This is a genomic window from Streptomyces lacaronensis, assembly GCF_047337785.1.
GTDB classification, from domain to species: domain Bacteria; phylum Actinomycetota; class Actinomycetes; order Streptomycetales; family Streptomycetaceae; genus Streptomyces; species Streptomyces lycopersici.
In genome coordinates this window covers 3,963,310-3,983,817 of sequence record NZ_JBLHDK010000003.1, presented here as the reverse complement: position 1 = coordinate 3,983,817, position 20,508 = coordinate 3,963,310, and the positions used below count along the sequence as shown (strand labels likewise).

The window sequence follows — 20,508 nt, the reverse complement described above, 5'->3', positions numbered from 1 at the left end:
GGGCTCAACTAACGCTCCTGCTGGTAAGTCGGGCCAATGCCGCGATCATGGTTGTCGTCGAGTCCGGTACCGGCCCGGCGACCCTGCTGGATCCCACGGCGGAGGTTGGTCAGCCTTCCGCGTACATCATCGGGCGCGCGAGACACCTGCGGCCCAGTCCGTTCGGGCTGCTGCGGCTGCTGGTGCGCGGCGCCCTCCACGAGGTTTGCGCGCGGCACCCGCCGTGGCAACCCGGACGACGTGATACCGCCGGCCGCGGGTTCGCGGATCTGCTCGGCGCGGCGCCAGCGCTCGTCGTTGTGGGGCGACGTACGCCAGTGGGAACCCGTGGTCCGACTGCCCCGACCGGCGCCGCCCTGGCCCGCCGAGGCGCCCGATCCGGCGAAGTCCCCCATGCCCTGGGACGCCGGCTGCGGCTCACGGGGCGAGGGGGGCGGTACGGCCGAGGCGGGCCGGCCGGGGGTTGGCTCGGGCGCGGAGGGCGCGGACGGGAACGACCGGCCCCCGTCCTGCGGGCCCGAGTTGCCCGGGTCCACGACCTGGGGGTGGTGCCAGGTCGACTCGATGGTGTCGAAGATGGGCGTACGGCCGTCGCCGGGACCGGCGGCGGGCGGCAGCGGGTCGTTCGTGCGCCGCTCGGGCTCGCCGCCCTGGGAGTCCTGGGGCAGCGCGTACTCGCCGGTGCCGCTCATGTCCGGACGCGGGAATTCGCCGGTGTCGCCGGGGCCGCCCACGTTCGGGCGGCGGAATTCGCCTGTGTCGCCGGGGCCGCTCATGTCCGGACGCGGGAACTCGCCTGTGTCGCCCGGGCCGCCGATGTCCGGACGTGGGAACTCGCCCGTGTCGCCGGGGCCGCGGCCGCCGCGCGGGGCGGCGTCCTCGAACCGGGGCTGGGCGTACTCGCCGGTGTCGCCCGGGCCCTGGCCGAGCTCCGGACGGGCGTACTCACCGGTGTCCCCCGGGCCGCGGCCGTAGTCGGGGCGGTTGAACTGGCCGGTGTCGGACAGCCCCTGCCCGGCCTGTGGCCCGCCGGGCGCGCGGCGCGGCTCGAACATGCTGGGGCCGTCGGTCAGCTGCGGCAGCTCGCCGGTGTCGCCGGGGCCGCGGTTGCCGAACGGATCGCGCCGCTCCGACGGGCCGCCGAGCTCCGGACGGGCGAACTGGCCGGTGGATTCGTACTCCTCGTGCCCGCGCGGGGTGTCCCCGGCGTCGCGCGGAGTGCCCGGCCAGTCGTCCTCGCCGGACGCGCGGCGCGCGCCCCAGCTGGTGCCGGGCTGCGCGGGGGCCGGAAGTTCGGGCGCGGGGCCGCGGGTGGGCAGCTGCGGGCGGCCGCCCTGGTCGCCCGCGTCGGCCCGGGCCGGGGCGCCGGTCGGCGGGGCGACGGTCGGGTTCTCGCCGCGCGTCGGCAGCGGGGGACGGCCGGAGGGGGCGCCGGGACCGCCCTGTTGACCGCCGGGACCGGAGGGGGCGTTGGTCCGGGGGCCGGGAGGCCGTCCGCCCTCGAAGAAGTTGGTGCCGCCGGACGGGGCGCCGCCCGAGGGCGCACCCGCGCCGACCGGCCGGGTCGGCAGTCCGCTGCCGCCGCCGTTGCCCGGCAGCGCGGCGCGCGAACCGGAGCCCGGGACCTGGCGCCGCGAGGGCGCCGAGCCGAGCAGTCCCGCGCCGCCGCCCTGGGCGCCGCCGTTGCCGGCGCCCGGTCCGCCCTGGCCGCCGGCGGCCTGCGGGGCCTGCTTCCTTCCGCCCTGGGCGACATCGACCGGCAGCATGACCAGCGCCGTCGTACCGCCCGAGTCGGACGGCCGGAGCTGGATGCGGATGCCGTGGCGCAGCGAGAGGCGGCCGACCACGAACAGGCCCATGCGCCGGGAGACCGACACATCGACGGTGGGCGGGGAGGCCAGCCGCTCGTTGATCGCCGCCAGATCCTCGGGCGAGAGCCCGATACCGGTGTCGTGGATCTCGACCAGCACCCGCCCGTCGGGCAGCGCGTGACCGGTGACCTTGACCTTGGTCTGCGGCGAGGAGAAGGAGGTGGCGTTCTCCAGCAGCTCGGCGAGCAGGTGGACGAGGTCGTTGACGACCCGGCCCGCGACCTCGGTCGCCGGGACCGAGCTGAGTTCGATGCGCTCGTACTGCTCCACCTCGGAGGCGGCCGCGCGGAGCACGTCCACCAGCGGCACCGGGCGGGTCCACCGGCGGCCCGGCTCCTCGCCCGCGAGCACCAGGAGGTTCTCGCCGTTACGGCGCATACGGGTGGCGAGGTGGTCCAGCTTGAACAGCGAGGAGAGCTGGTCCGGGTCGGCCTCGCGGCTCTCCAGCTCGGAGATGAGCGAGAGCTGGCGCTGGATGAGGCCCTGGCTGCGGCGCGAGAGGTTGGTGAACATCGCGTTGACGTTGCCCCGCAGCAGCGCCTGCTCGGCGGCGAGCCGGACCGCCTCGCGGTGCACGTCGTCGAAGGCCGCGGCCACCTTTCCGATCTCGTCCCGGCTGTGCACGCCGACGGACTCGACGGAGGTGTCCACATCCTGCGGATCGGACTCGGAGAGCTGCTTGACCAGTTCGGGCAGCCGCTTCTGGGAGACCTCCTGCGCGGTGTCCTGGAGACGGCGCAGCGAACGGACCATGGAGCGGGCGACGACGAAGGCGCCGACCAGGGAGACGCCGAGGACCAGCAGGATCAGCGCACCGTTGAGGATCGCGTCCTGCTGGGCGGAGTCGCGGAGCTCACGAGCCTTCTGCTGCATCTCGCTGAGCAGCGTCTCCTCGATCTTGCCCATCTCTTCGATCTTGATACTGTCCTGGTCGTACCAGTCAAGATCGGTCCGCTTCTCCGCCTTGAGCCCCTCGGGGTCGCGCACCGCGCGGTCGGCGTACATGGTCGCCGCCTTGATGTCGGGGCGGCTGTCCAGCGGTTCGAGCAGGTCCTCGGAGTTGCCCTGGCGGATCTGCTTGAAGCGGCCGAGCGCCTCGTTCTCCTTGTCCACCGCGGTCCTCGCGAAGCGGCGGTCGTTGGCGGAGAAGTCGGCGCCCTTGGGGTCGGCGAGAGCGGCGCTGATGAGCGCGCGCTGGATGGAGGCGTACTCCTTCGCGGAGGAGAAGGTGGCGAGCGCGCGGGTGTTGTTGATCATCGCGCGATTGCTGGTCGCCTGCGCCATGTCCTGGGAGAGCGACAGCAACGAGTTGATCAGCTCGTTGTAGTTCTGGACCGTCAGCGAGTAGTACTGGCTGTTGTCGTAGGCCGTGTCCCGGACCTCGTTGATCTTGCCGAGCTGGCGGTCGATGTTGACGAGCGTGGACTGCACACCGGCCAGCGACTGGTCACCGGGGTCGATCTGGTGGGTGGCATCGCGGAACGCCGCGATCGCGCGGTTGGTGTCCTCGCGGGTGGAGACGACCCGGTCGTCCTTGTCGTTGCCCTTGCCCGCCAGCGGACCGGCCGACTTGTCGCGCTCCTCCTGGAGCGCGCTGGCCAGCTGGGTGGCCTGCTGCGTCATCTCGGTGAGCAGCTTCATCTGGTCCAGCTGCTGGATGTTGTCCAGCGAGCCCTCGATGCGCAGCGCGCCCAGCGTGGTCGCGGCGACCACCGGGAGCGCGAGCAGGGAGACCAGTCGGGTGCTGATGCGCCAGTTGCGCAGGGCCATGCGACTGCCGGGCCCGGTGGGGCCGGAGGGCTTCGTCTTGGCCGGCGGCTCCGTGGCGTCTCCGCCGCCACCGCCGCTGGGCGCACTGACCCGGGTGGCGCTCTGCGCACCGGCATCGGGGCTCTGATCGCTCAGCGTCCTGCCGTTGCTTCCCTGGGCGCGCTGGGGCGAGGAGCCGCGGTCGGCCGCGCCACGCGGCTCCGGGTCCGCCGAAGCTTCCCCTCGGCCCTGGCGGGCCTGGGGAGCCCCCATACCATCCCTCTTGAAACGTCCCTGCACTAGCGTCGCAACCTCTGGACCAGGCGCCCCACCGGCTTAAGCGGCGGAGCGGTGTCGAGTCGTGGGGGACCGCGATCCCCCCTGTCGGTCGTGAGTGACCGGCGCGCATCCTTTCGTGTCGACAAGAGGAGCCCCCCGCCGCTCGGCGCCTCTGACGTTGCGCCCCCGTGCGCGCCGGTGATTCCCGCGGCGGTCCCGGGAATTCCAGCACAGTGCCGGATGCTGCAACAAGGGCAATGGGTAAGGCTGTGATGCGCGTGACGCTCAGTACGGACCTTATTACGGGACGTAGAAAGCCATGTCGGTGATAACGGACTTTCGCGTACGAATCGAAGGCCGCAATCGAGTGTCCGGCTAGCGATGATCAAGAGCGGAACGTCAGGTTCGGGTATGCGATGTCCGTTTAGCGTGATTGGGCAACTGTCTTCTATGTCGCATTTGCCTGATCATTCGTGAGCAATATCACATGCTGGCGGCGACTTTTCCTGCGAATCGATGGGCAAGGCCGCCTCTAGCCTGACGCTTTACACAGCCGGAACGAACGACAAGAGCGAGGCGTACACCCCAGTGAAGACGACGATGATGTTCCACTCCATAGCCAACCCGCGGCGCACCACCCTGGCCCATGTCAAGGACGTCCAAGAGCTCAAGGACGCCAAGGACATCGCCACGGACAACGAGGACACCGGCGCGTCCGAGGAGCAGCCGGAGCAGCGCGTCGATCTGCCCCACCGGACCGCGAACCCCAAGCGCACCGTGCTGACCGAGACCCCGGGCAACTGACCCCGGGGCCGTGGTGGGCACCACCATCGGCGGCAGGCGGGACGGCGGCGCGCGGGACGCGGAGCGATAGCCTGGAGCGTCAGTCTCCAGCGAGTTCAGTCAGGAGCCAAGGCTTCCCGTGCGCATCGCCAGATTCTCCATCGACGGCAACGTCGCCTTCGGCGTGGTGGAGGGTGAACCGTCCGATCCGGACGGCCCCGTCATCGACATCATCAAGGGCCACCCCTTCGCCGAATTCGAGCGCTCGGGCCAGAAGGTCCCCCTGAGCAAGGTCCGGCTGCTGCCGCCCGTCCTGCCGAACAAGGTCGTCGGAATCGGGCGCAACTACGCCGAGCACGCGGCGGAGCTGGGCAACGAGGTCCCCGACGTCCCGGTCGTCTTCTTCAAGCCGTCCACCTCCGTGGTCGGCCCCGGCGACCCCGTCGCGTACCCCTCCTTCTCCTCCGAGGTCCACTACGAGGCCGAGCTGGCCGTGGTCATCGGACGGATGTGCCGCGAGGTTCCGCGTGACCGCGTCCAGGACGTCATCCTCGGCTACACCTGCGGCAACGACATCACGGCCCGCGACGCCCAGCGACGCGAGAAGCAGTGGGCGCGGGCCAAGGGCTTCGACACCTCCTGCCCGCTGGGCCCCTGGGTGGAGACCGATATCGACCTGACGCGCGCCGGCGACCTCGGCATCATGTGCACCGTCAACGGTGAGCAGCGTCAGCTCGGCCGTACGAGCGAGATGGTGCGCCCGATCGAGGATCTGATCGTGCACATCACCGAGGCGATGACGCTGCTCCCCGGCGACGTCGTGCTCACCGGCACCCCGGCGGGCGTCGGCCCGCTCTCCGTCGGCGACGAGGTCGCCGTCACCATCGAAGGCATCGGCACTCTCACCAACAAGGTGATCAAGCGTGGCTAGCGCACCCTCCTCCGCCCCCGTGCGGGTTCGTTTCTGTCCCTCGCCGACCGGCAACCCCCATGTCGGCCTGGTCCGCACGGCCCTGTTCAACTGGGCCTTCGCCCGTCACCACGGCGGCACCCTGGTGTTCCGCATCGAGGACACCGACGCCGCGCGCGACTCCGAGGAGTCCTACACCCAGCTGCTGGACGTCATGCGCTGGCTGGGCTTCGACTGGGACGAGGGCCCCGAGATCGGCGGTCCGCACGCGCCCTACCGCCAGTCGCAGCGGATGGACCTCTACCGCGAGGTCGCGGAGAAGCTGCTGGAGGCGGGCCACGCCTACCGCTGCTACTGCACCGCCGAGGAGCTGGAGGAGCGCCGCGAGGCGGCCCGCAAGGCCGGTCGGCCCTCCGGCTACGACGGGAAGTGCCGCACTCTGACCGCCGAGCGGATCGCGGCGTACGAGGCCGAGGGGCGCGCCTCGATCGTGCGCTTCCGGATGCCGGACGAGCCGATCACCTTCACCGACCTGGTGCGCGGTGAGCTGACCTTCGCCCCCGAGAACGTCACGGACTACGGGATCGTGCGGGCCAACGGCGCGCCCCTCTACACGCTCGTCAACCCCGTCGACGACGCGCTGATGGAGATCACGCACGTACTGCGCGGCGAGGACCTGCTCTCCTCCACCCCGCGGCAGATCGCGCTCTACCGCGCGCTCGCCGAGATCGGTGCGGGCGGCGGCGCGGTGCCCGCCTTCGGGCACCTCCCGTACGTCATGGGCGAGGGCAACAAGAAGCTCTCCAAGCGCGATCCGCAGGCCTCGCTGAACCTCTACCGGGAGCGCGGCTTCCTCCCCGAGGGGCTGCTCAACTACCTCTCCCTGCTGGGCTGGTCGCTCTCCTCCGACCGGGACGTCTTCTCGCTGGAGGAGATGGTCGAGGCGTTCGACATCTCGGCGGTGAACGCCAACCCGGCGCGCTTCGACCTCAAGAAGGCCGAGGCGATCAACGCGGACCACATCCGGCTGCTGGACGTGAAGGCGTTCATCGAGGCCTGCGAGCCCTGGCTGAGGGCCCCGCACGCGCCGTGGGCCCCGGAGGCCTTCGACGCGGCCGCCTTCGAGGCGCTGGCCCCGCTGGCCCAGACCCGGCTGACCGTTCTGTCCGACATCACCGCGAACGTGGACTTCCTCTTCCTCGACGAGCCGGTGGCCGACGAGGCGTCCTGGGCCAAGGCGATGAAGCCGGGCGCGGACGCGCTCCTGGCCTCGGTCCGCACCCGGCTCGCCGAGGCGGACTGGGACGCCGAGACCCTGAAGGCCGCGGTCCTCGCGGCCGGTGAGGAGCACGGCCTGAAGCTGGGCAAGGCCCAGGCGCCGCTGCGGGTCGCGGTCACCGGTCGCACGGTCGGACTCCCGCTGTTCGAGTCCCTGGAGGTCCTGGGCCGCGAGCGCACGCTGGCCCGGGTCGAAGCGGCGCTGGCGAAGCTGGCCGGATAGGCGGCGTGAGGCGCCGCCCGCGCCCGCGAGGCGGCGCCACTCGCGGTGATACTCGTTTTGGTGGCCCGTCCACCATCGGGTAATGTTCTTCCTGCGCCGGACGGGCCGCCGAGAGGTCGGACCGGAGACGCAAACCAAACAAAACCCCTTACGAGGGTGGCGTTTTGGTGGGGTATGGTGTAATTGGCAGCACGAGTGATTCTGGTTCACTTAGTCTAGGTTCGAGTCCTGGTACCCCAGCAAGAGATCTCCCGGATGTCTGGTGGATTTCTTGATCAAAGCAGGACCAAGCCCCCGTTGTGTAGCGGCCTAGCACGCTGCCCTCTCAAGGCAGTAGCGCCGGTTCGAATCCGGTCGGGGGTACGGATCTCTTCGCAAGACGGAGATCGCTAGGGCCCCCGTTGTGTAGCGGCCTAGCACGCCGCCCTCTCAAGGCGGTAGCGCCGGTTCGAATCCGGTCGGGGGTACTGGTCTATACCATGGGCTATGGTGTAATTGGCAGCACGAGTGATTCTGGTTCATTTAGTCTAGGTTCGAGTCCTGGTAGCCCAGCGCAGCACCTGTGCTGATTCAGGCCCCCGTTGTGTAGCGGCCTAGCACGCCGCCCTCTCAAGGCGGTAGCGCCGGTTCGAATCCGGTCGGGGGTACCAGCGAAAAGCCCTCCGCGACAGCGGGGGGCTTTTTCGTGTCCCGTACGCGCCCTTGTCTCTGATCACTCCTTGAAGCGGCGGCCGGATTCCTCGGCCTGGGCCAGACGCCGCAGGCTGAGCAGTACCGGCTCGTACAGCACGGTCAGCGCCACCGCCGCCTCGATCCGTTCGGAGAGGGTGTCGTACTCCTCCACGGCGTTCAGCTCCTCGACGGCCAGTTGGGACGCCAGTCGGGCGTACGGCAGCAAGTGGTCGGTGTCGTGCGGGTATCCGAGGCGGGCCAGCGAGACCACGGACTCGACCAGGGTCCGGTACGCCGGGGAAGTGTCGCCGAGTTCCTGGCTGTAGCCCCAGTCGAGCCGCTCCAGCAGGGCGTCCACCTGATCGCGGGCGCGCACCGTCTCCGGTGTCTCCGCCTCGGGCTCCGGGCCGTGCGGCAGCGCCCAGACGGCGGCCCCCATCCGCAGGTGCTCGCTCAGCGACTCGTCCTCGGCGGCCTGCAGCACCTCGCGCGCGGTGGCCACCGGCATGCGGCCCACTTGGATCAGTGCCCGCACCAACCGAAGTCTGCGCAGGTGTTCCTCGCCGTAGTCGGACTGGGTGGCGGTGATCCGCTCGCCCTGCGGCAGCAGCCGTTCGCGCAGGTAGTACTTGATCGTGGCGGTGGACACCCCGCTGCGCTCGCTCAGCTCCGCCAGTCGCATCCCTCTTGCACCTTCCATGGGAGAGTGGCACTATCCAAGAGTTGGGTAGCTTGACTATCCAATAGTATCGCCAAGATCTGAAGCGAGGGGATCGCCATGCGTACCAGGCCGATCGCGGGCCGTATGACCGCCGAGGCCGAGGGGGAGGTGACCGTCTTCCTGATCGGCATGCGGGTCAACCGTTTCCGTGCGCCGCGCAGCTGGTGGCCGACTTTCACGGCGATGCCGCGGATGCTGCGTGAACTGTCACGGGATGCGGAGAGCGGGTTGCTGGGCTACCAGCTGCTGTTCGGTCCGCCCCGGGTGTTGTACGTCGTCCAGTACTGGAGCTCGCACGAGAAACTGCTGGAGTACGCCGCGGATCAGGACGGGGAGCACCGTCCGGCCTGGGCGGCGTTCAACCGGCGGATGCGCGAGGGCAAGGGCAAGGTCGGCCTCTGGCACGAGACCTATGTGGTCCCTGCGGGGGCGCATGAGGCGATCTACTACAACATGCCGGCGTTCGGTCTGGGCAAGGCCACCGGAGTCGTCCCGGTCGGCCGCCGCGGGGAGCGTGCGGCCGACCGGCTGAGCTTGAACAAGGTGTAATAGGGAGCCATGGGCGCCGTAAGGCGGTCATTAGTTGCCCCTGCGGAGGGCGTCCGTCAGGCGTGCCGCCGCGTCGATGACCGCCTGGGCGTGCATACGGCCCGGGTGGCGGGTCAGCCGCTCGATCGGTCCGGAGACCGAGACGGCGGCGACCACGCGGTTGGACGGGCCGCGCACGGGCGCGGAGACGGACGCCACGCCGGGCTCCCGCTCGCCGATCGACTGGGCCCAGCCCCGCCGCCGTACGCCCGACAGGGCCGTGGCGGTGAAGCGGGCCCCCTGGAGTCCACGGTGCAGCCGCTCGGGCTCCTCCCAGGCCATCAGCACCTGGGCGGCCGAGCCGGCCTTCATGGGGAGCGTGGAGCCGACCGGCACGGTGTCCCGCAGTCCGGACAGCCGCTCGGCCGCGGCGACACAGATGCGCATGTCTCCCTGGCGCCGGTAGAGCTGCGCGCTCTCGCCGGTCACGTCCCGGAGATGGGTGAGTACGGGCCCGGCCGTGGCGAGCAGCCGGTCCTCGCCCGCGGCCGCCGCCAGCTCGGCCAGGCGGGGGCCCAGAATGAAGCGCCCCTGCATGTCCCGTGCCACCATCCGGTGGTGCTCGAGTGCCACCGCCAGTCGGTGTGCCGTCGGGCGGGCGAGGCCGGTCGCCCCGACCAGCCCGGCGAGGGTGGCCGGACCGGACTCCAGGGCGCTCAGAACCAGAGCCGCCTTGTCGAGAACGCCGACACCGCTAGTGTTGTCCATGGGACGATACTCACGTCTCACAGTGTGAAACGCAAGTTCAATTTCCGGGGATACCCGCCACCCTGTAAATGGCGGGCCCGCGGACCAGGGCACGCACTCGACTCGAGTTTGGGCCGGCGCTGGCGCCGGCCGGAGGGACAGCGATGGGACGGACACTGGCGGAGAAGGTCTGGGACGACCATGTCGTCCGGCGCGCCGAAGGCGAGCCTGACCTGCTTTTCATCGATCTGCATCTGCTGCACGAGGTGACCAGCCCGCAGGCGTTCGACGGCCTGCGCAAGTCCGGCCGCACGGTCCGTCGTACTGATCTCACTCTCGCGACCGAGGACCACAACACCCCCACCCTCGACATCGACAAGCCGATCGCGGACCCCGTCTCGCGCGCCCAGTTGGAGACGCTGCGCAAGAACTGCGCGGAGTTCGGCGTCCGGCTGCACCCGCTCGGCGATGTCGAGCAGGGCGTCGTCCACGTGGTGGGACCGCAGCTGGGACTGACCCAGCCGGGGACGACCGTGGTCTGCGGTGACAGCCACACCTCCACCCACGGCGCCTTCGGCGCGCTCGCGTTCGGCATCGGCACCAGCCAGGTCGAGCATGTGCTGGCGACGCAGACGCTGCCGCTCGCGCCGTTCAGGACCATGGCGATCACCGTCGAGGGTGAGCTGCCCGAGAGCGTCACCGCCAAGGACCTGATCCTGGCGATCATCGCGAAGATCGGCACCGGCGGCGGCCAGGGCTATGTGATCGAGTACCGCGGCCCGGCCATCGAGAAGCTCTCGATGGAGGCCCGGATGACCGTGTGCAACATGTCCATCGAGGCGGGCGCCCGTGCGGGCATGATCGCCCCGGACGAGACGACCTTCGCCTATCTGGAGGGCCGCCCGCACGCCCCCCAGGGCGCCGACTGGGACGCGGCGCTCGCGTACTGGCGCACCCTGCGCAGTGACGACGACGCGGTCTTCGACCATGAGGTCGTCATCGACGCCTCCGAACTCGCCCCGTTCGTCACCTGGGGCACCAACCCGGGCCAGGGCGCGCCGCTGTCGGAGTCGGTCCCGGACCCGGCCTCCTTCGAGGACGCCAGCGAGAGCTACGCCGCCGAGAAGGCCCTGGAGTACATGGGCCTGACGGCGGGTCAGCCGCTGCGCGACATCAGGGTGGACACGGTCTTCGTCGGCTCCTGCACCAACGGGCGCATCGAGGACCTGCGCTCCGCCGCCTCGGTGCTGTCCGGACGTGCGGTGGCCGACGGCGTACGGATGTTGGTGGTCCCCGGTTCGGTGCGGGTCGCCCTCCAGGCCGTCGAGGAGGGGCTGGACAAGGTGTTCACCGCCGCGGGGGCCGAATGGCGGCACGCGGGCTGCTCGATGTGCCTGGGCATGAACCCCGACCAGCTCGCGCCCGGTGAGCGGTCGGCGTCCACGTCCAACCGCAACTTCGAGGGCCGGCAGGGCAAGGGCGGTCGGACCCACCTGGTCTCGCCGCAGGTCGCCGCCGCCACCGCGGTGCTGGGCCACCTGGCCTCGCCCGCCGACCTGTCCGACGCCGCCGTATCGACTCCCGTGGGGGCCTGAGCAGTCATGGAAGCATTCACCACGCACACCGGCCGGGCCGTCCCGCTGCGCCGCAGCAATGTGGACACGGACCAGATCATCCCGGCGCACTGGCTCAAGAAGGTCACCCGCGACGGCTTCGAGGACGGCCTTTTCGAGGCGTGGCGCAAGGACCCGGAGTTCGTGCTCAACAAGGCCGAGTACAAGGGTGGAACGGTTCTGGTGGCCGGCCCCGACTTCGGCACCGGCTCCTCGCGCGAGCACGCGGTGTGGGCGCTGCAGAACTACGGCTTCAAGGCCGTCGTCTCGGCCCGCTTCGCCGACATCTTCCGGGGCAACTCCCTCAAGAACGGGTTGCTGACCGTCGTCCTGCCGCAGGAGACCGTGGACCGGCTGTGGAAGCTGGTCGAGGCGGACCCCACCGCGGAAGTCACCGTGGACCTCGTCGAGCGCCAGGTCCGGGCCGAGGGCATCACGGCTGATTTTGAGCTTGACGAGAATGCCCGGTGGCGACTCCTGGAGGGTCTGGACGACATCAGCCTCACCCTCAGGGAGGAGGATTCGATCGCTTCGTACGAGGCGCGTCGCCCCTCCTTCAAGCCCCGCACCGTGGAGGTCTGACCCCCGGTTCTCCCTGTACAGAGCGGGTTTGGCAAGATGCGCCGCCGGTCCTCGGACCGGCGGCGCATCGGCACGTTGAGGCCCCGTGAAGCGACAACTCGCCTCAGATGGCACAATCAGTGCATGGAACGCGACGGCCAACTCGAGCTCTACGGCATCGTCGCCGACCGGCTCAAGGAAGCGCACGCAAAGGTGCGCGCACTGCAAGTCCCGGAGGGCGTACGGATGGCGCTGTCCCGGAAGCTGCTGGTCATCACCTCAGCGGCGAAACACGATCTCGCAGACGCGGCAAAGCGCCTGGAGCGGTTGATGAACGACCTCGACGAGGGGCGTTTCCCTCAAGATCCCGACACCGACAGAAGTCCGTGACGATCGAGTGCGTTGCGGCACAAGGGTGATTAGCCCGTTTCGTGTTTGATTTGCGGTATATATCTGCCTAACGTGCGAAAAGGCTTGAACACATTGATTCCGGCAATGTCTCCGAAGGGGAAGACGTGAACAAGGCGCAGCTCGTAGAAGCGATTGCCGACAAGGTCGGCGGCCGTCAGCAGGCCGCCGATGCCGTAGACGCCGTCCTGGACGCCATCGTCCGGGCGGTCGTCACCGGGGAGCGAGTTTCGGTCACTGGATTCGGTTCGTTCGAGAAGGTGGAGCGACCCGCCCGGTACGCCCGTAACCCCCAGACCGGGGAGCGCGTGCGGGTCAAGAAGACCTCGGTGCCCCGCTTCCGTCCCGGCCAGGGCTTCAAGGATCTGGTGAGCGGCTCCAAGAAGCTTCCGCGCGGCGGCGAGGTCGCCGTGAAGAAGGCCCCCAAGGGCAGTCTCCAGGCGGCGGCGAAGAAGGCCGCGGCCAAGAAGGCGACCGCCAAGAAGGCTCCTGCGAAGAAGGCTCCCGCGAAGAAGGCGGCGGCCAAGAAGGCCCCCGCGACGAAGACCACGGCCAAGAAGGCCCCCGCCAAGAAGACCACGGCCAAGAAGGCCCCCGCCAAGGCCACCGCGAAGAAGGCCCCGGCGCGCAAGACGAGTGCCCGTAAGACCACCGCGAAGAAGACCACCGCCAGGAAGCGCTAGCCGGTGGCGCTCAGGCGCCCCACCGCATCCGCGCCGGGCCGGGCTCCCCGAGGGAGCCCGGCCCGCGGTGCTGTCGGCGCCCGGTGTCCCAGGGGCCCGTGCCCGGAAACCTCCGTGGCGCTCGTATTCGTCCGCCGGGCCCGGAGCCTTACGGCGCTCAGAATGTCTGCAGCGTGACGAAGACGACCCGGCGCTGCTCGCCCTCGCCCTCCACCTCGATCCGCACCCGCTGCCCCGGGCGCAGCATCCGCAGCCCCCCGGCGTCGAAGGCCGCGGTGTCGAACGGCAGCGGCGTGCCGTCGTCCAGCAGCACGCTGCCGGCGCGGGTCTCGGGGTCGTACGTATAGGCGGTTCCCTGCATGTCCGCCAGCCTAGCCCTGGTGTGGGCACCCACGCCCAGGGCCACCGCCGCGCGCAGATCCCCGGCCGTGTCCACGTCGCGCCGCACCGAGTCGACCCCCGCCAGTTCGATCTCCCGCGCCCCCGACGCCCGGTGCCGGTCCCGCGACGGGCCCCCGAAGGCGGGCGCCAGCTCGGCGCCGGGCGCCGCCGAGAGCAGCGTGGTGCCCACCCCCGCGGCGTCCGCCAGGAAGGCGCGTGAGAAGCCGGACGCGGCCTCGAGCACCAGGTCGAGCTCCACCGTCCGCAGCGCCGGGAGATCGGCGTTGAGCGCCGCCACGGCGGCCTCGGGGCGCTCCCCGCGGACCGCACGGGCGCCGTGCGCCAGCGCCGCGTTCAGCCCGCGCCCCGGGGAGTCGGGCAGGATCCGGGCGCCGAGGGCCGACAGCTCACGCCCGGCGAGCGGGTCGTCGGTGACGACGGTCACCCCCCGCACCCATCGGCTCGCCAGCGCCGCGCCCACCGTGTCCTGGGCGAACGCGAGGGCGAGCGAGGCCCGGGGACCGTCCCCCGCGGCGTCGGAGAGCCTGGTCTTGGCCCGCGTCAAGGGCTTCAGCGGCACCACGAGGGTCCAGGTCACAGGGGCTCCGTTTCTTCCCACGGCCTCATTCTGACCTGCTGCCCGGCTCGCCGAAGACGTGCGGGGTTACGGTGTCCTCGACAGACAGGGTGCCCGGAGCGACACTTGTGCGGCTGCCCGGGCGGCAGCAAGCCAGCAGGTCAGCAGGGTCCAAGAGAGGATGTTCCGAGTGTCCGGCCGCAGAATCGGCTTCTGGTACCGCATGGCAGCGGTCTTGTGCAAACCGCCGCTGGTGGTTCTGTTCAAGCGGGACTGGCACGGAATGGAGCACATTCCGGCCGACGGTGGATTTATCACCGCGATCAATCACAACTCGTATCTCGACCCGCTCTCCTACGCGCACTTCCAGTACAACACCGGAAGGGTGCCGCGCTTCCTCGCCAAGGCCGCCCTCTTCAGAGGCGGCTTCGTGGGCACCATGCTCCGCGGCACCGGCCAGATCCCCGTCTACCGCGAGTCCGCCGACGCCGCCAACGCCTTCCGGTCCGCCGTGGACGCCATCAACAAGGGGGAGTGCGTGGCCTTCTACCCCGAGGGCACCCTCACCCGCGACCCGGAGATGTGGCCCATGCGCGGAAAGACCGGCGCCGCGCGGGTCGCGCTGCTCACCAAGGCCCCGGTCATCCCCGTCGCCCAGTGGGGCGCCAACGAGGCCGTGCCGCCCTACGCCAAGGAGAGGCGGGTCCGCCTCTTCCCCCGTAAGACGCTCAAGGTGCACGCCGGGCCGCCGGTGGACCTGTCCGAGTTCTACGGCCAGGAGCCCACCGCCGAGGTCCTCAGGGCGGCCACCGACACCATCATGGACGCCATCACCGAGCTCCTCTCCGAGGTGCGCGGCGAGCCGGCGCCCGTTCAGAGGTACGACCGGCCCACCGGGGCCGGCACCGACGGCCCGCCGCTCCCGCTGGCCGATGAGGAGAGCACGTGACGCGCTGCGCCGTCTTCGGCACCGGCTCCTGGGGCACCGCCTTCGCGATGGTGCTCGCCGACGCGGGGTGCGAGGTGACGCTGTGGGGGCGCCGGCCCGGTGTCGTCGAGGCCATCAACACCGGCCGCGGCAATCCCGACTACTTCCCCGGGGTGCGGCTCCCCGACGGTGTGCGCGCCACCACCGACCCGGCCGAGGCCGCGGCAGGCGCGGAGTTCACCGTCTTCTCCGTGCCCTCCCAGACGCTGCGCGGCAACCTCTCCGACTGGGCCCCGCTGCTGGCCGCCGACACCGTGTTGGTCTCCCTGATGAAGGGCGTCGAACTCGGCACGGCCAAGCGGATGAGCGAGGTCGTCCAGGAGGTCGCCAAGGCGCCCGCGGAGCGCGTCGCGGTGCTCACCGGACCCAACCTCGCCAAGGAGATCGCCGCCCGGCAGCCCGCCGCCGCCGTGGTGGCCTGCCCCGACGAGAGCGTGGCCCGCCGTCTCCAGACCGCCTGCCACACCGCGTACTTCCGCCCGTACACCAACACCGACGTGGTCGGCTGCGAGCTGGGCGGCGCGGTGAAGAACGTCATCGCGCTGGCCGTGGGCATCGCCGACGGCATGGGCCTCGGCGACAACACCAAGGCGTCGCTCATCACCCGCGGCCTCGCCGAAACGACCCGGCTGGGGCTGGCGATGGGCGCCGACGCGCACACCTTCGCGGGCCTGGCGGGCATGGGCGACCTCGTCGCCACCTGCTCCTCCCCGCTCTCCCGCAACCACACCTTCGGCACCAACCTGGGCCGCGGGATGACACTGGAGGAGACCATCGCGGTCACCAAGCAGACCGCGGAGGGCGTCAAGTCGTGCGAGTCGGTGCTGGATCTCGCCCGCCGCCACGACGTCGACATGCCCATCACCGAAACCGTCGTCGAGATCGTGCACGACGGCAAACAGCCCCTTGTCGCACTCAAAGAGCTGATGTCCCGCAGCGCCAAGGCCGAGCGGCACTGACGCCACGCGGACCGCAAGGTAACCTCAACGCGATATGAGCAGCCAGACCCCTTCCCCAGGCCCTGTTCCGGCTTCCTCCGGAGGCGAGCGGCACAAGCCGCGCGTCGCCGTCGTCTTCGGCGGCCGCAGTTCCGAGCACGCCATCTCGGTGGTCACCGCGGGCGCCGTGCTGCGCGCCATCGACCGCGAGAAGTACGACGTGCTGCCGATCGGCATCACCACGGACGGCCGTTGGGCGCTGACCGCCGACGAGCCCGAGCGGATGGCCATCGCCAACCGCGAGCTGCCCAGCGTCGAACGGCTCGCCGAGTCCAGCGAGGGCTCGGTCGTCCTCCCGGTCGACCCGGGGAGCCGCGAGGTCGTCTACAGCGAGCCGGGGGCGGTGCCCAAGGCGCTGGGCGACGTCGACGTCGTCTTCCCCATGCTGCACGGTCCGTACGGCGAGGACGGCACCCTCCAGGGGCTGCTGGAGCTGTCCGGGGTGCCGTATGTGGGCGCAGGGGTGCTCGCCTCCGCCGTGGGCATGGACAAGGAGTACATGAAGCGGGTGTTCGTCTCCTTCGGGCTGCCCGTCGGCCCGTACGAGGTGATCCGACCCCGGGCCTGGGAGCAGGAACCTTCCGCCGCCCGCCAACGGATCGTGGAGTTCGCCGAGGAGCACGGCTGGCCGCTCTTCGTGAAGCCCGCGCGCGCCGGCTCGTCCTTCGGCATCAGCAAGGTCGAGGGCCCGGCGGACCTGGACGCGGCCGTCGAGGAGGCCAGGCGCCACGACCCGAAGGTCATCGTGGAGGCGCTGCTGCGCGGCCGCGAGATCGAGTGCGGGGTGCTGGAGTACGAGGACGGGCCGCGCGCCAGCGTGCCCGCCGAGATTCCGCCGGTCTCCTCCCACGCCTTCTACGACTTTGAGGCGAAGTACATCGACGCGGCGGACGGCATCGTGCCCGCGCCGCTCACCGAGGAGCAGACCCGCCGGGTCCAGGAGCTCGCGGTGGCCGCCTTCGAGGCGGCGTCCTGCGAGGGGCTGGTGCGGGCCGACTTCTTCCTGCTGGACAGCGGTGAGTTCGTGATCAACGAGATCAACACCATGCCCGGCTTCACCCCCATCTCGATGTACCCGCGCATGTGGCAGGAGAGCGGCGTGAGCTACCCCGAGCTGGTGGACCGGCTGCTGGAGGCCGCGCTCCGCCGCTCGACGGGGCTGCGCTAGCCGACCGGCCGCGCAGTCGCACGGGGCCGGGCTAGGCCACGCCCTTCGGAACCGCCTTCTTGACGGCGCGGGCGAGATCGAGCAGGGGGTTGATCTCGGGGGAGTACTTCCCGGGCACGGTCACCTCGACATAGGCCCGGCGCAGTACGGTGGTGAAGCGGTAGCCGTCCTGTCGCTTCTCCGGGAGCCACTCGACGCCGTTCACCTCGGCCGAATCGGTCTTGGAGCCCATCGCCTCCGGCCGGGGGACCCCGCAGCGCAGCTGCACGGCGGGGTCCCCCCACACGGCTGTGTAGTCCGAGGCGGGCTCGGCGGTGCCCCGCTTCAGCCCGTCCACGGCATCGGGCAGTTCCTTGTGCAGCGCCCGGCATATGGCGGCCGCCTGTGGGGCCGGCGTGGGAACCGCGGGCGCCTTGGTGTCGTCGGAATCCCCGGTGAAGGAGCAACCGGCTACCGGCACCAGGGCCAGGGCCACCGCGGCGGACAGCGGAACGAGCCGTCGGGTGAGACTACGGTGTGCGGAATTCACCGGCCGATCATACGGGGGAGCTAGAGATGGACGACGGGGCAGGTCAGGGTACGGGTGATCCCTTCCACTTGCTGGACTTTCGCGACCACCATGCGGCCGAGCTCATCGACCGTGTCGGCCTGGGCCCGCACGATCACGTCGTAGGGGCCCGTCACGTCCTCCGCCTGTATCACCCCGGGGAGCTTGGCGATGACGTCGGCCACGGTCGAGGCCCTGCCGACCTCGGTCTGGATCAGGATGTACGCCTGTACCACGGAACCTCCAGGGCGGCTACGAGGATCATGTGGAAAGAAGGGACGCCACGGTACCGCGTCGCCATGCGGCGCGGGGAGACCCGCGCGGGGAGCGCGGCGCGGCGGAAAGTGGTCACGAGTACGAAGGGGCGATGGGATGAAGGGCACCGTGGGCGAGTTGGGGGAGTTCGGGCTCATCAGAGAACTCACATCCCGGCTCACCACCACCCCGGCGGTGAGGCTGGGGCCCGGTGACGATGCCGCGGTCGTGGCCGCGCCCGACCGGAGGGTCGTGGCCAGTACGGACATCCTGCTGGAGGGCAGGCACTTCCGCCGGGACTGGTCCACCGCCTATGACGTCGGCCGTAAGGCCGCGGCCCAGAACCTGGCCGACATCGCGGCCATGGGCGCCGTGCCGACGGCCCTGCTGCTCGGCCTGGTGGTCCCCGCCGATCTGCCGGTGACCTGGCCGGCCGAGCTGATGGACGGCATCCGCGACGAATGCCAGGTCGCGGGCGCGGCCGTGGTGGGCGGTGACGTCGTGCGCGGGGACACCATCACCGTCTCCATCACCGCACTGGGCGATCTGCGCAACCACGATCCGGTCACCCGATCCGGTGCCCAGCCCGGCGACGTCGTCGCCGTCACCGGGTGGCTGGGCTGGTCGGCGGCCGGACACGCGGTGCTCTCGCGCGGCTTCCGCTCGCCGCGGGCCTTCGTCGAGGCGCACCGGCGGCCGGAGCCGCCGTACCACGCCGGTCCCGCCGCCGCCGGGCTGGGCGCGACCGCGATGACCGATGTGAGCGACGGGCTGGTGGCCGACCTCGGGCATATCGCGGAGGCCAGCAAGGTCCGCATCGATCTGCGCTCGGCGGACATCGACGTCCCCTCGCAGATGTCGGACATCGGGCAGGCGGTGGGCGTCGATCCGCTCCAGTGGGTGCTCAGCGGGGGAGAGGACCACGCGATCGTGGCCACTTTCCCGCCCGACGCCAAGCTGCCGGCCCGCTGGAAGGTGATCGGCGAGGTGCTCAACCCCTCGGCGCTGCCCCAGGTGACGGTGGACGGAGCTCCCTGGGCACACGGGGGCTGGGACCACTTCGGCGACGGTAAGGGCGCCGAGTGACGGTGATGTGTGGACGTAAGGGCGCCGAGCGACCGTAAGGGCGCCCTGGGGGACGTCCGGGGGTGCCGGGGCGCCGAGTAGATTCGGGGCCATGGCTCTACCTCCCCGCGTCCCCCGCCCCGCCCATGACGGCACGGCGCCCGTGCGCGTCCTCACCGTCGCCGGATCGGACTCCGGCGGCGGCGCGGGCATCCAGGCCGACCTGAAGACCATGCTGGCCCTGGGCGCCCACGGCATGAGCGTGATCACCGCGGTGACGGCGCAGAACTCCCTGGGCGTCCAGGGCGCCTGGGAGCTGCCCGCCGAGGCCGTACGGGCCCAGTTCCGCAGTGTGGCCGACGACATCGGCGTCCAGGCGGTCAAGACCGGCATGCTGGCGACCGCCGAACTGGTCGAGACCGTCGCCGCGCTGCTCGCGGACGTCACCGCCCCGGTGGTCGTCGATCCGGTCGGCGTCTCCAAGCACGGTGACCCGCTGCTGGCCGCCGAGGCCCTCGACGCGGTCCGTACGAAGCTGCTGCCGACCGCGACCGTCGCCACGCCCAACCTGGACGAGGTGGCCCAGCTCACCGGCGTCCGGGTGGCGTCGGAGGACGACCAGCGGCGGGCGGCCGGGGCGGTGCTGGGCCACGGTCCGCGGTGGGCGCTGATCAAGGGTGGCCATCTGCCCGGCGGCGACGCGGTGGATCTGCTCACCGACGGCACCGAGGAGCACTGGCTGCGCGCGCCGCGCCAGGACAACCGCCATACGCACGGCACGGGGTGCACCCTGGCCGCGGCCATCGCCACGTATCTGGCGGGCGGCTACGAGGTCCCTGAGGCCGTCACGGCGGCCAAGGACTACGTCACGGGCGCCATCGCGGCGGGCTTCCCCCTGGGCACGGGCATCGGCCCGGTCGACCACGGGTGGCTGTCGGAGGGGACCGGCTGAGGGGTGCTCGGGTCTTCCGGCCGGGGGCACCTCCCAGCGGTAGCTGGGGGAGACTTCTGCGCCCCGGAGGCGAACCGAGCCCACAAAATAAAGAGCCGGTCCACTCCAGTGGTGGACCGGCCTGGCGTACCGGTATCCCGCTTGCGCGGGGAGGCCGTGCGACTAGACGACTAGCGCGAAACCTTGCCGGCCTTGATGCACGAGGTGCAGACGTTGAGCCGCTTCGGGGTGCGACCGACCACAGCGCGCACCGTCTGGATGTTGGGGTTCCAACGACGGCGGGTGCGGCGGTGCGAGTGCGAGATGTTGTTGCCGAAGCCCGGCCCCTTGCCGCAGACGTCGCAGTTGGCAGCCACGGGTTACTCCAAAGACGGGTCGCCCTCGCTTCTCGCGAGGAGACAGGACACTGAACGGATGCCCCGGACGTTGCCTGGATCGTGGAGGATCGGCGGCGCCTGGGGGGAATAGCCCGATTCGCATCGGGCAACCGGAGCAGCATACAACGGCCACTCCCGTACAACGAAACTATCATGGCTGCCCCGGCACCCGCC

General features: G+C 70.8%; 18 protein-coding genes, 5 tRNA genes and 2 pseudogenes. 18 read left to right on the top strand and 7 right to left on the bottom strand.

Going from position 1 to position 20,508, the window contains the following annotated elements; translation table 11 throughout:
* Positions 1-8: 8 nt before the first annotated feature.
* The gene (locus tag ACMTAK_RS16760; RefSeq protein ID WP_413806970.1) at positions 9-3,893 is read right to left on the bottom strand and encodes a sensor histidine kinase; all 3,885 of its coding nucleotides are present in this window, start codon (positions 3,891-3,893) and stop codon (positions 9-11) included.
* Positions 3,894-4,487: 594 nt separating this feature from the next.
* Between ACMTAK_RS16760 and ACMTAK_RS16755 the strand changes: the two genes are divergently transcribed.
* The 8 genes from ACMTAK_RS16755 (at position 4,488) to ACMTAK_RS16720 (ending at position 7,743) form a co-directional block, all read left to right on the top strand.
* Positions 4,488-4,703 carry a hypothetical protein gene (locus ACMTAK_RS16755; protein ID WP_413806969.1) on the top strand — a complete coding sequence of 72 codons (216 nt, stop codon included), beginning with the start codon at positions 4,488-4,490 and terminating at the stop codon, positions 4,701-4,703.
* Positions 4,704-4,821: 118 nt separating this feature from the next.
* Positions 4,822-5,613 (top strand): fumarylacetoacetate hydrolase family protein, encoded by a 792-nt coding sequence (locus tag ACMTAK_RS16750; protein WP_020868197.1) that lies wholly within the window; start codon positions 4,822-4,824, stop codon positions 5,611-5,613.
* Positions 5,606-7,093: a glutamate--tRNA ligase gene (gene gltX, locus ACMTAK_RS16745; protein WP_413806968.1), complete on the top strand. Its 1,488-nt coding sequence runs from the start codon at positions 5,606-5,608 to the stop codon at positions 7,091-7,093. The genes ACMTAK_RS16750 and gltX overlap by 8 nt, the downstream gene beginning before the upstream one ends.
* 168 nt (positions 7,094-7,261) lie before the next feature.
* A tRNA-Gln gene (locus tag ACMTAK_RS16740) sits at positions 7,262-7,333 on the top strand.
* Between the two features lie 50 nt (positions 7,334-7,383).
* A tRNA-Glu gene (locus ACMTAK_RS16735) sits at positions 7,384-7,456 on the top strand.
* Between the two features lie 31 nt (positions 7,457-7,487).
* A tRNA-Glu gene (locus tag ACMTAK_RS16730) sits at positions 7,488-7,560 on the top strand.
* Between the two features lie 13 nt (positions 7,561-7,573).
* Positions 7,574-7,645 (top strand) — tRNA-Gln (locus tag ACMTAK_RS16725).
* A 22-nt stretch (positions 7,646-7,667) separates the two neighbouring features.
* A tRNA-Glu gene (locus ACMTAK_RS16720) sits at positions 7,668-7,743 on the top strand.
* Between the two features lie 62 nt (positions 7,744-7,805).
* On the opposite strand, the gene ACMTAK_RS16715 is transcribed toward ACMTAK_RS16720, so the two are convergent.
* Positions 7,806-8,447 (bottom strand): MerR family transcriptional regulator, encoded by a 642-nt coding sequence (locus tag ACMTAK_RS16715; protein WP_413806967.1) that lies wholly within the window; start codon positions 8,445-8,447, stop codon positions 7,806-7,808.
* A 96-nt stretch (positions 8,448-8,543) separates the two neighbouring features.
* On the opposite strand from ACMTAK_RS16715, the gene ACMTAK_RS16710 reads away from it, so the two are divergent.
* Positions 8,544-9,035 carry a DUF4188 domain-containing protein gene (locus tag ACMTAK_RS16710; protein ID WP_413806966.1) on the top strand — a complete coding sequence of 164 codons (492 nt, stop codon included), beginning with the start codon at positions 8,544-8,546 and terminating at the stop codon, positions 9,033-9,035.
* A 30-nt stretch (positions 9,036-9,065) separates the two neighbouring features.
* Here ACMTAK_RS16710 and ndgR read toward each other — a convergent pair whose 3' ends face one another.
* The gene (gene ndgR / locus ACMTAK_RS16705; protein WP_030834082.1) at positions 9,066-9,782 is read right to left on the bottom strand and encodes an IclR family transcriptional regulator NdgR; all 717 of its coding nucleotides are present in this window, start codon (positions 9,780-9,782) and stop codon (positions 9,066-9,068) included.
* Positions 9,783-9,925: 143 nt separating this feature from the next.
* On the opposite strand from ndgR, the gene leuC reads away from it, so the two are divergent.
* The 4 genes from leuC to ACMTAK_RS16685 all read left to right on the top strand — a co-directional run bounded on the left by leuC (position 9,926) and on the right by ACMTAK_RS16685 (position 13,026).
* The gene (gene leuC, locus ACMTAK_RS16700; protein ID WP_413806965.1) at positions 9,926-11,356 is read left to right on the top strand and encodes a 3-isopropylmalate dehydratase large subunit; all 1,431 of its coding nucleotides are present in this window, start codon (positions 9,926-9,928) and stop codon (positions 11,354-11,356) included.
* Positions 11,357-11,362: 6 nt separating this feature from the next.
* Positions 11,363-11,956 carry a 3-isopropylmalate dehydratase small subunit gene (gene leuD, locus ACMTAK_RS16695; RefSeq protein ID WP_413806964.1) on the top strand — a complete coding sequence of 198 codons (594 nt, stop codon included), beginning with the start codon at positions 11,363-11,365 and terminating at the stop codon, positions 11,954-11,956.
* A gap of 123 nt (positions 11,957-12,079) precedes the next feature.
* Positions 12,080-12,325, top strand: a complete 246-nt coding sequence (locus ACMTAK_RS16690; RefSeq protein ID WP_413806963.1) for an SCO5555 family protein — start codon at positions 12,080-12,082, stop codon at positions 12,323-12,325.
* 125 nt (positions 12,326-12,450) lie between these two features.
* Positions 12,451-13,026, top strand: a complete 576-nt coding sequence (locus ACMTAK_RS16685; RefSeq protein ID WP_413806962.1) for an HU family DNA-binding protein — start codon at positions 12,451-12,453, stop codon at positions 13,024-13,026.
* A 364-nt stretch (positions 13,027-13,390) separates the two neighbouring features.
* On the opposite strand, the pseudogene cofC reads toward ACMTAK_RS16685, so the two are convergent.
* Positions 13,391-14,005, bottom strand: a pseudogene (gene cofC / locus ACMTAK_RS16680) (2-phospho-L-lactate guanylyltransferase); the annotation flags it as partial.
* 169 nt (positions 14,006-14,174) lie between these two features.
* Between cofC and ACMTAK_RS16675 the strand changes: the two are divergent.
* From ACMTAK_RS16675 to ACMTAK_RS16665, 3 genes are read left to right on the top strand one after another with little or no spacing between them, the layout of a single operon-like run.
* The gene (locus ACMTAK_RS16675) at positions 14,175-14,933 is read left to right on the top strand and encodes a lysophospholipid acyltransferase family protein (protein ID WP_413806961.1); all 759 of its coding nucleotides are present in this window, start codon (positions 14,175-14,177) and stop codon (positions 14,931-14,933) included.
* On the top strand, positions 14,930-15,931 hold the full coding sequence (locus ACMTAK_RS16670; RefSeq protein ID WP_413806960.1) for an NAD(P)H-dependent glycerol-3-phosphate dehydrogenase: 1,002 nt from the start codon (positions 14,930-14,932) through the stop codon (positions 15,929-15,931). Before ACMTAK_RS16675 ends, ACMTAK_RS16670 begins: the two co-directional genes overlap by 4 nt.
* Before the next feature lie 34 nt (positions 15,932-15,965).
* Positions 15,966-17,138: a D-alanine--D-alanine ligase family protein gene (locus tag ACMTAK_RS16665; protein ID WP_413806959.1), complete on the top strand. Its 1,173-nt coding sequence runs from the start codon at positions 15,966-15,968 to the stop codon at positions 17,136-17,138.
* 31 nt (positions 17,139-17,169) lie between these two features.
* On the opposite strand, the gene ACMTAK_RS16660 is transcribed toward ACMTAK_RS16665, so the two are convergent.
* Positions 17,170-17,667, bottom strand: a complete 498-nt coding sequence (locus ACMTAK_RS16660; RefSeq protein ID WP_413806958.1) for a DUF3515 domain-containing protein — start codon at positions 17,665-17,667, stop codon at positions 17,170-17,172.
* 20 nt (positions 17,668-17,687) lie between these two features.
* Entirely contained in the window at positions 17,688-17,921 is a 234-nt protein-coding gene (locus ACMTAK_RS16655) for an Lrp/AsnC family transcriptional regulator (protein ID WP_037948554.1), read from the bottom strand.
* Between the two features lie 136 nt (positions 17,922-18,057).
* Between ACMTAK_RS16655 and ACMTAK_RS16650 the strand changes: the two genes are divergently transcribed.
* Together ACMTAK_RS16650 and thiD are read left to right on the top strand one after the other, a co-directional pair.
* Positions 18,058-19,026, top strand: a complete 969-nt coding sequence (locus ACMTAK_RS16650) for a thiamine-phosphate kinase (RefSeq protein ID WP_020868182.1) — start codon at positions 18,058-18,060, stop codon at positions 19,024-19,026.
* Positions 19,027-19,117: 91 nt separating this feature from the next.
* Positions 19,118-19,957: a bifunctional hydroxymethylpyrimidine kinase/phosphomethylpyrimidine kinase gene (thiD, locus tag ACMTAK_RS16645; protein ID WP_413806957.1), complete on the top strand. Its 840-nt coding sequence runs from the start codon at positions 19,118-19,120 to the stop codon at positions 19,955-19,957.
* A 245-nt stretch (positions 19,958-20,202) separates the two neighbouring features.
* Here the strand turns inward: thiD and rpmB are convergent.
* Positions 20,203-20,313 (bottom strand): annotated as a pseudogene (gene rpmB, locus ACMTAK_RS52670) (50S ribosomal protein L28); the annotation flags it as partial.
* Between the last annotated feature and the right edge of the window lie 195 nt (positions 20,314-20,508).

Bases quoted from the DNA above. Each gene is read 5' to 3' on its own strand.
- ACMTAK_RS16690 (WP_413806963.1), top strand. From the start codon at position 12,080: ATGGAACGCGACGGCCAACTCGAGCTCTACGGCATCGTCGCCGACCGG.
- ACMTAK_RS16710 (WP_413806966.1), top strand. From the start codon at position 8,544: ATGCGTACCAGGCCGATCGCGGGCCGTATGACCGCCGAGGCCGAGGGG.
- ACMTAK_RS16665 (WP_413806959.1), top strand. From the start codon at position 15,966: ATGAGCAGCCAGACCCCTTCCCCAGGCCCTGTTCCGGCTTCCTCCGGA.
- thiD (WP_413806957.1), top strand. From the start codon at position 19,118: ATGGCTCTACCTCCCCGCGTCCCCCGCCCCGCCCATGACGGCACGGCG.
- leuD (WP_413806964.1), top strand. From the start codon at position 11,363: ATGGAAGCATTCACCACGCACACCGGCCGGGCCGTCCCGCTGCGCCGC.
- ACMTAK_RS16715 (WP_413806967.1), bottom strand. From the start codon at position 8,447: ATGCGACTGGCGGAGCTGAGCGAGCGCAGCGGGGTGTCCACCGCCACG.
- ACMTAK_RS16760 (WP_413806970.1), bottom strand. From the start codon at position 3,893: ATGGGGGCTCCCCAGGCCCGCCAGGGCCGAGGGGAAGCTTCGGCGGAC.
- leuC (WP_413806965.1), top strand. From the start codon at position 9,926: ATGGGACGGACACTGGCGGAGAAGGTCTGGGACGACCATGTCGTCCGG.
- ACMTAK_RS16650 (WP_020868182.1), top strand. From the start codon at position 18,058: ATGAAGGGCACCGTGGGCGAGTTGGGGGAGTTCGGGCTCATCAGAGAA.
- ndgR (WP_030834082.1), bottom strand. From the start codon at position 9,782: ATGGACAACACTAGCGGTGTCGGCGTTCTCGACAAGGCGGCTCTGGTT.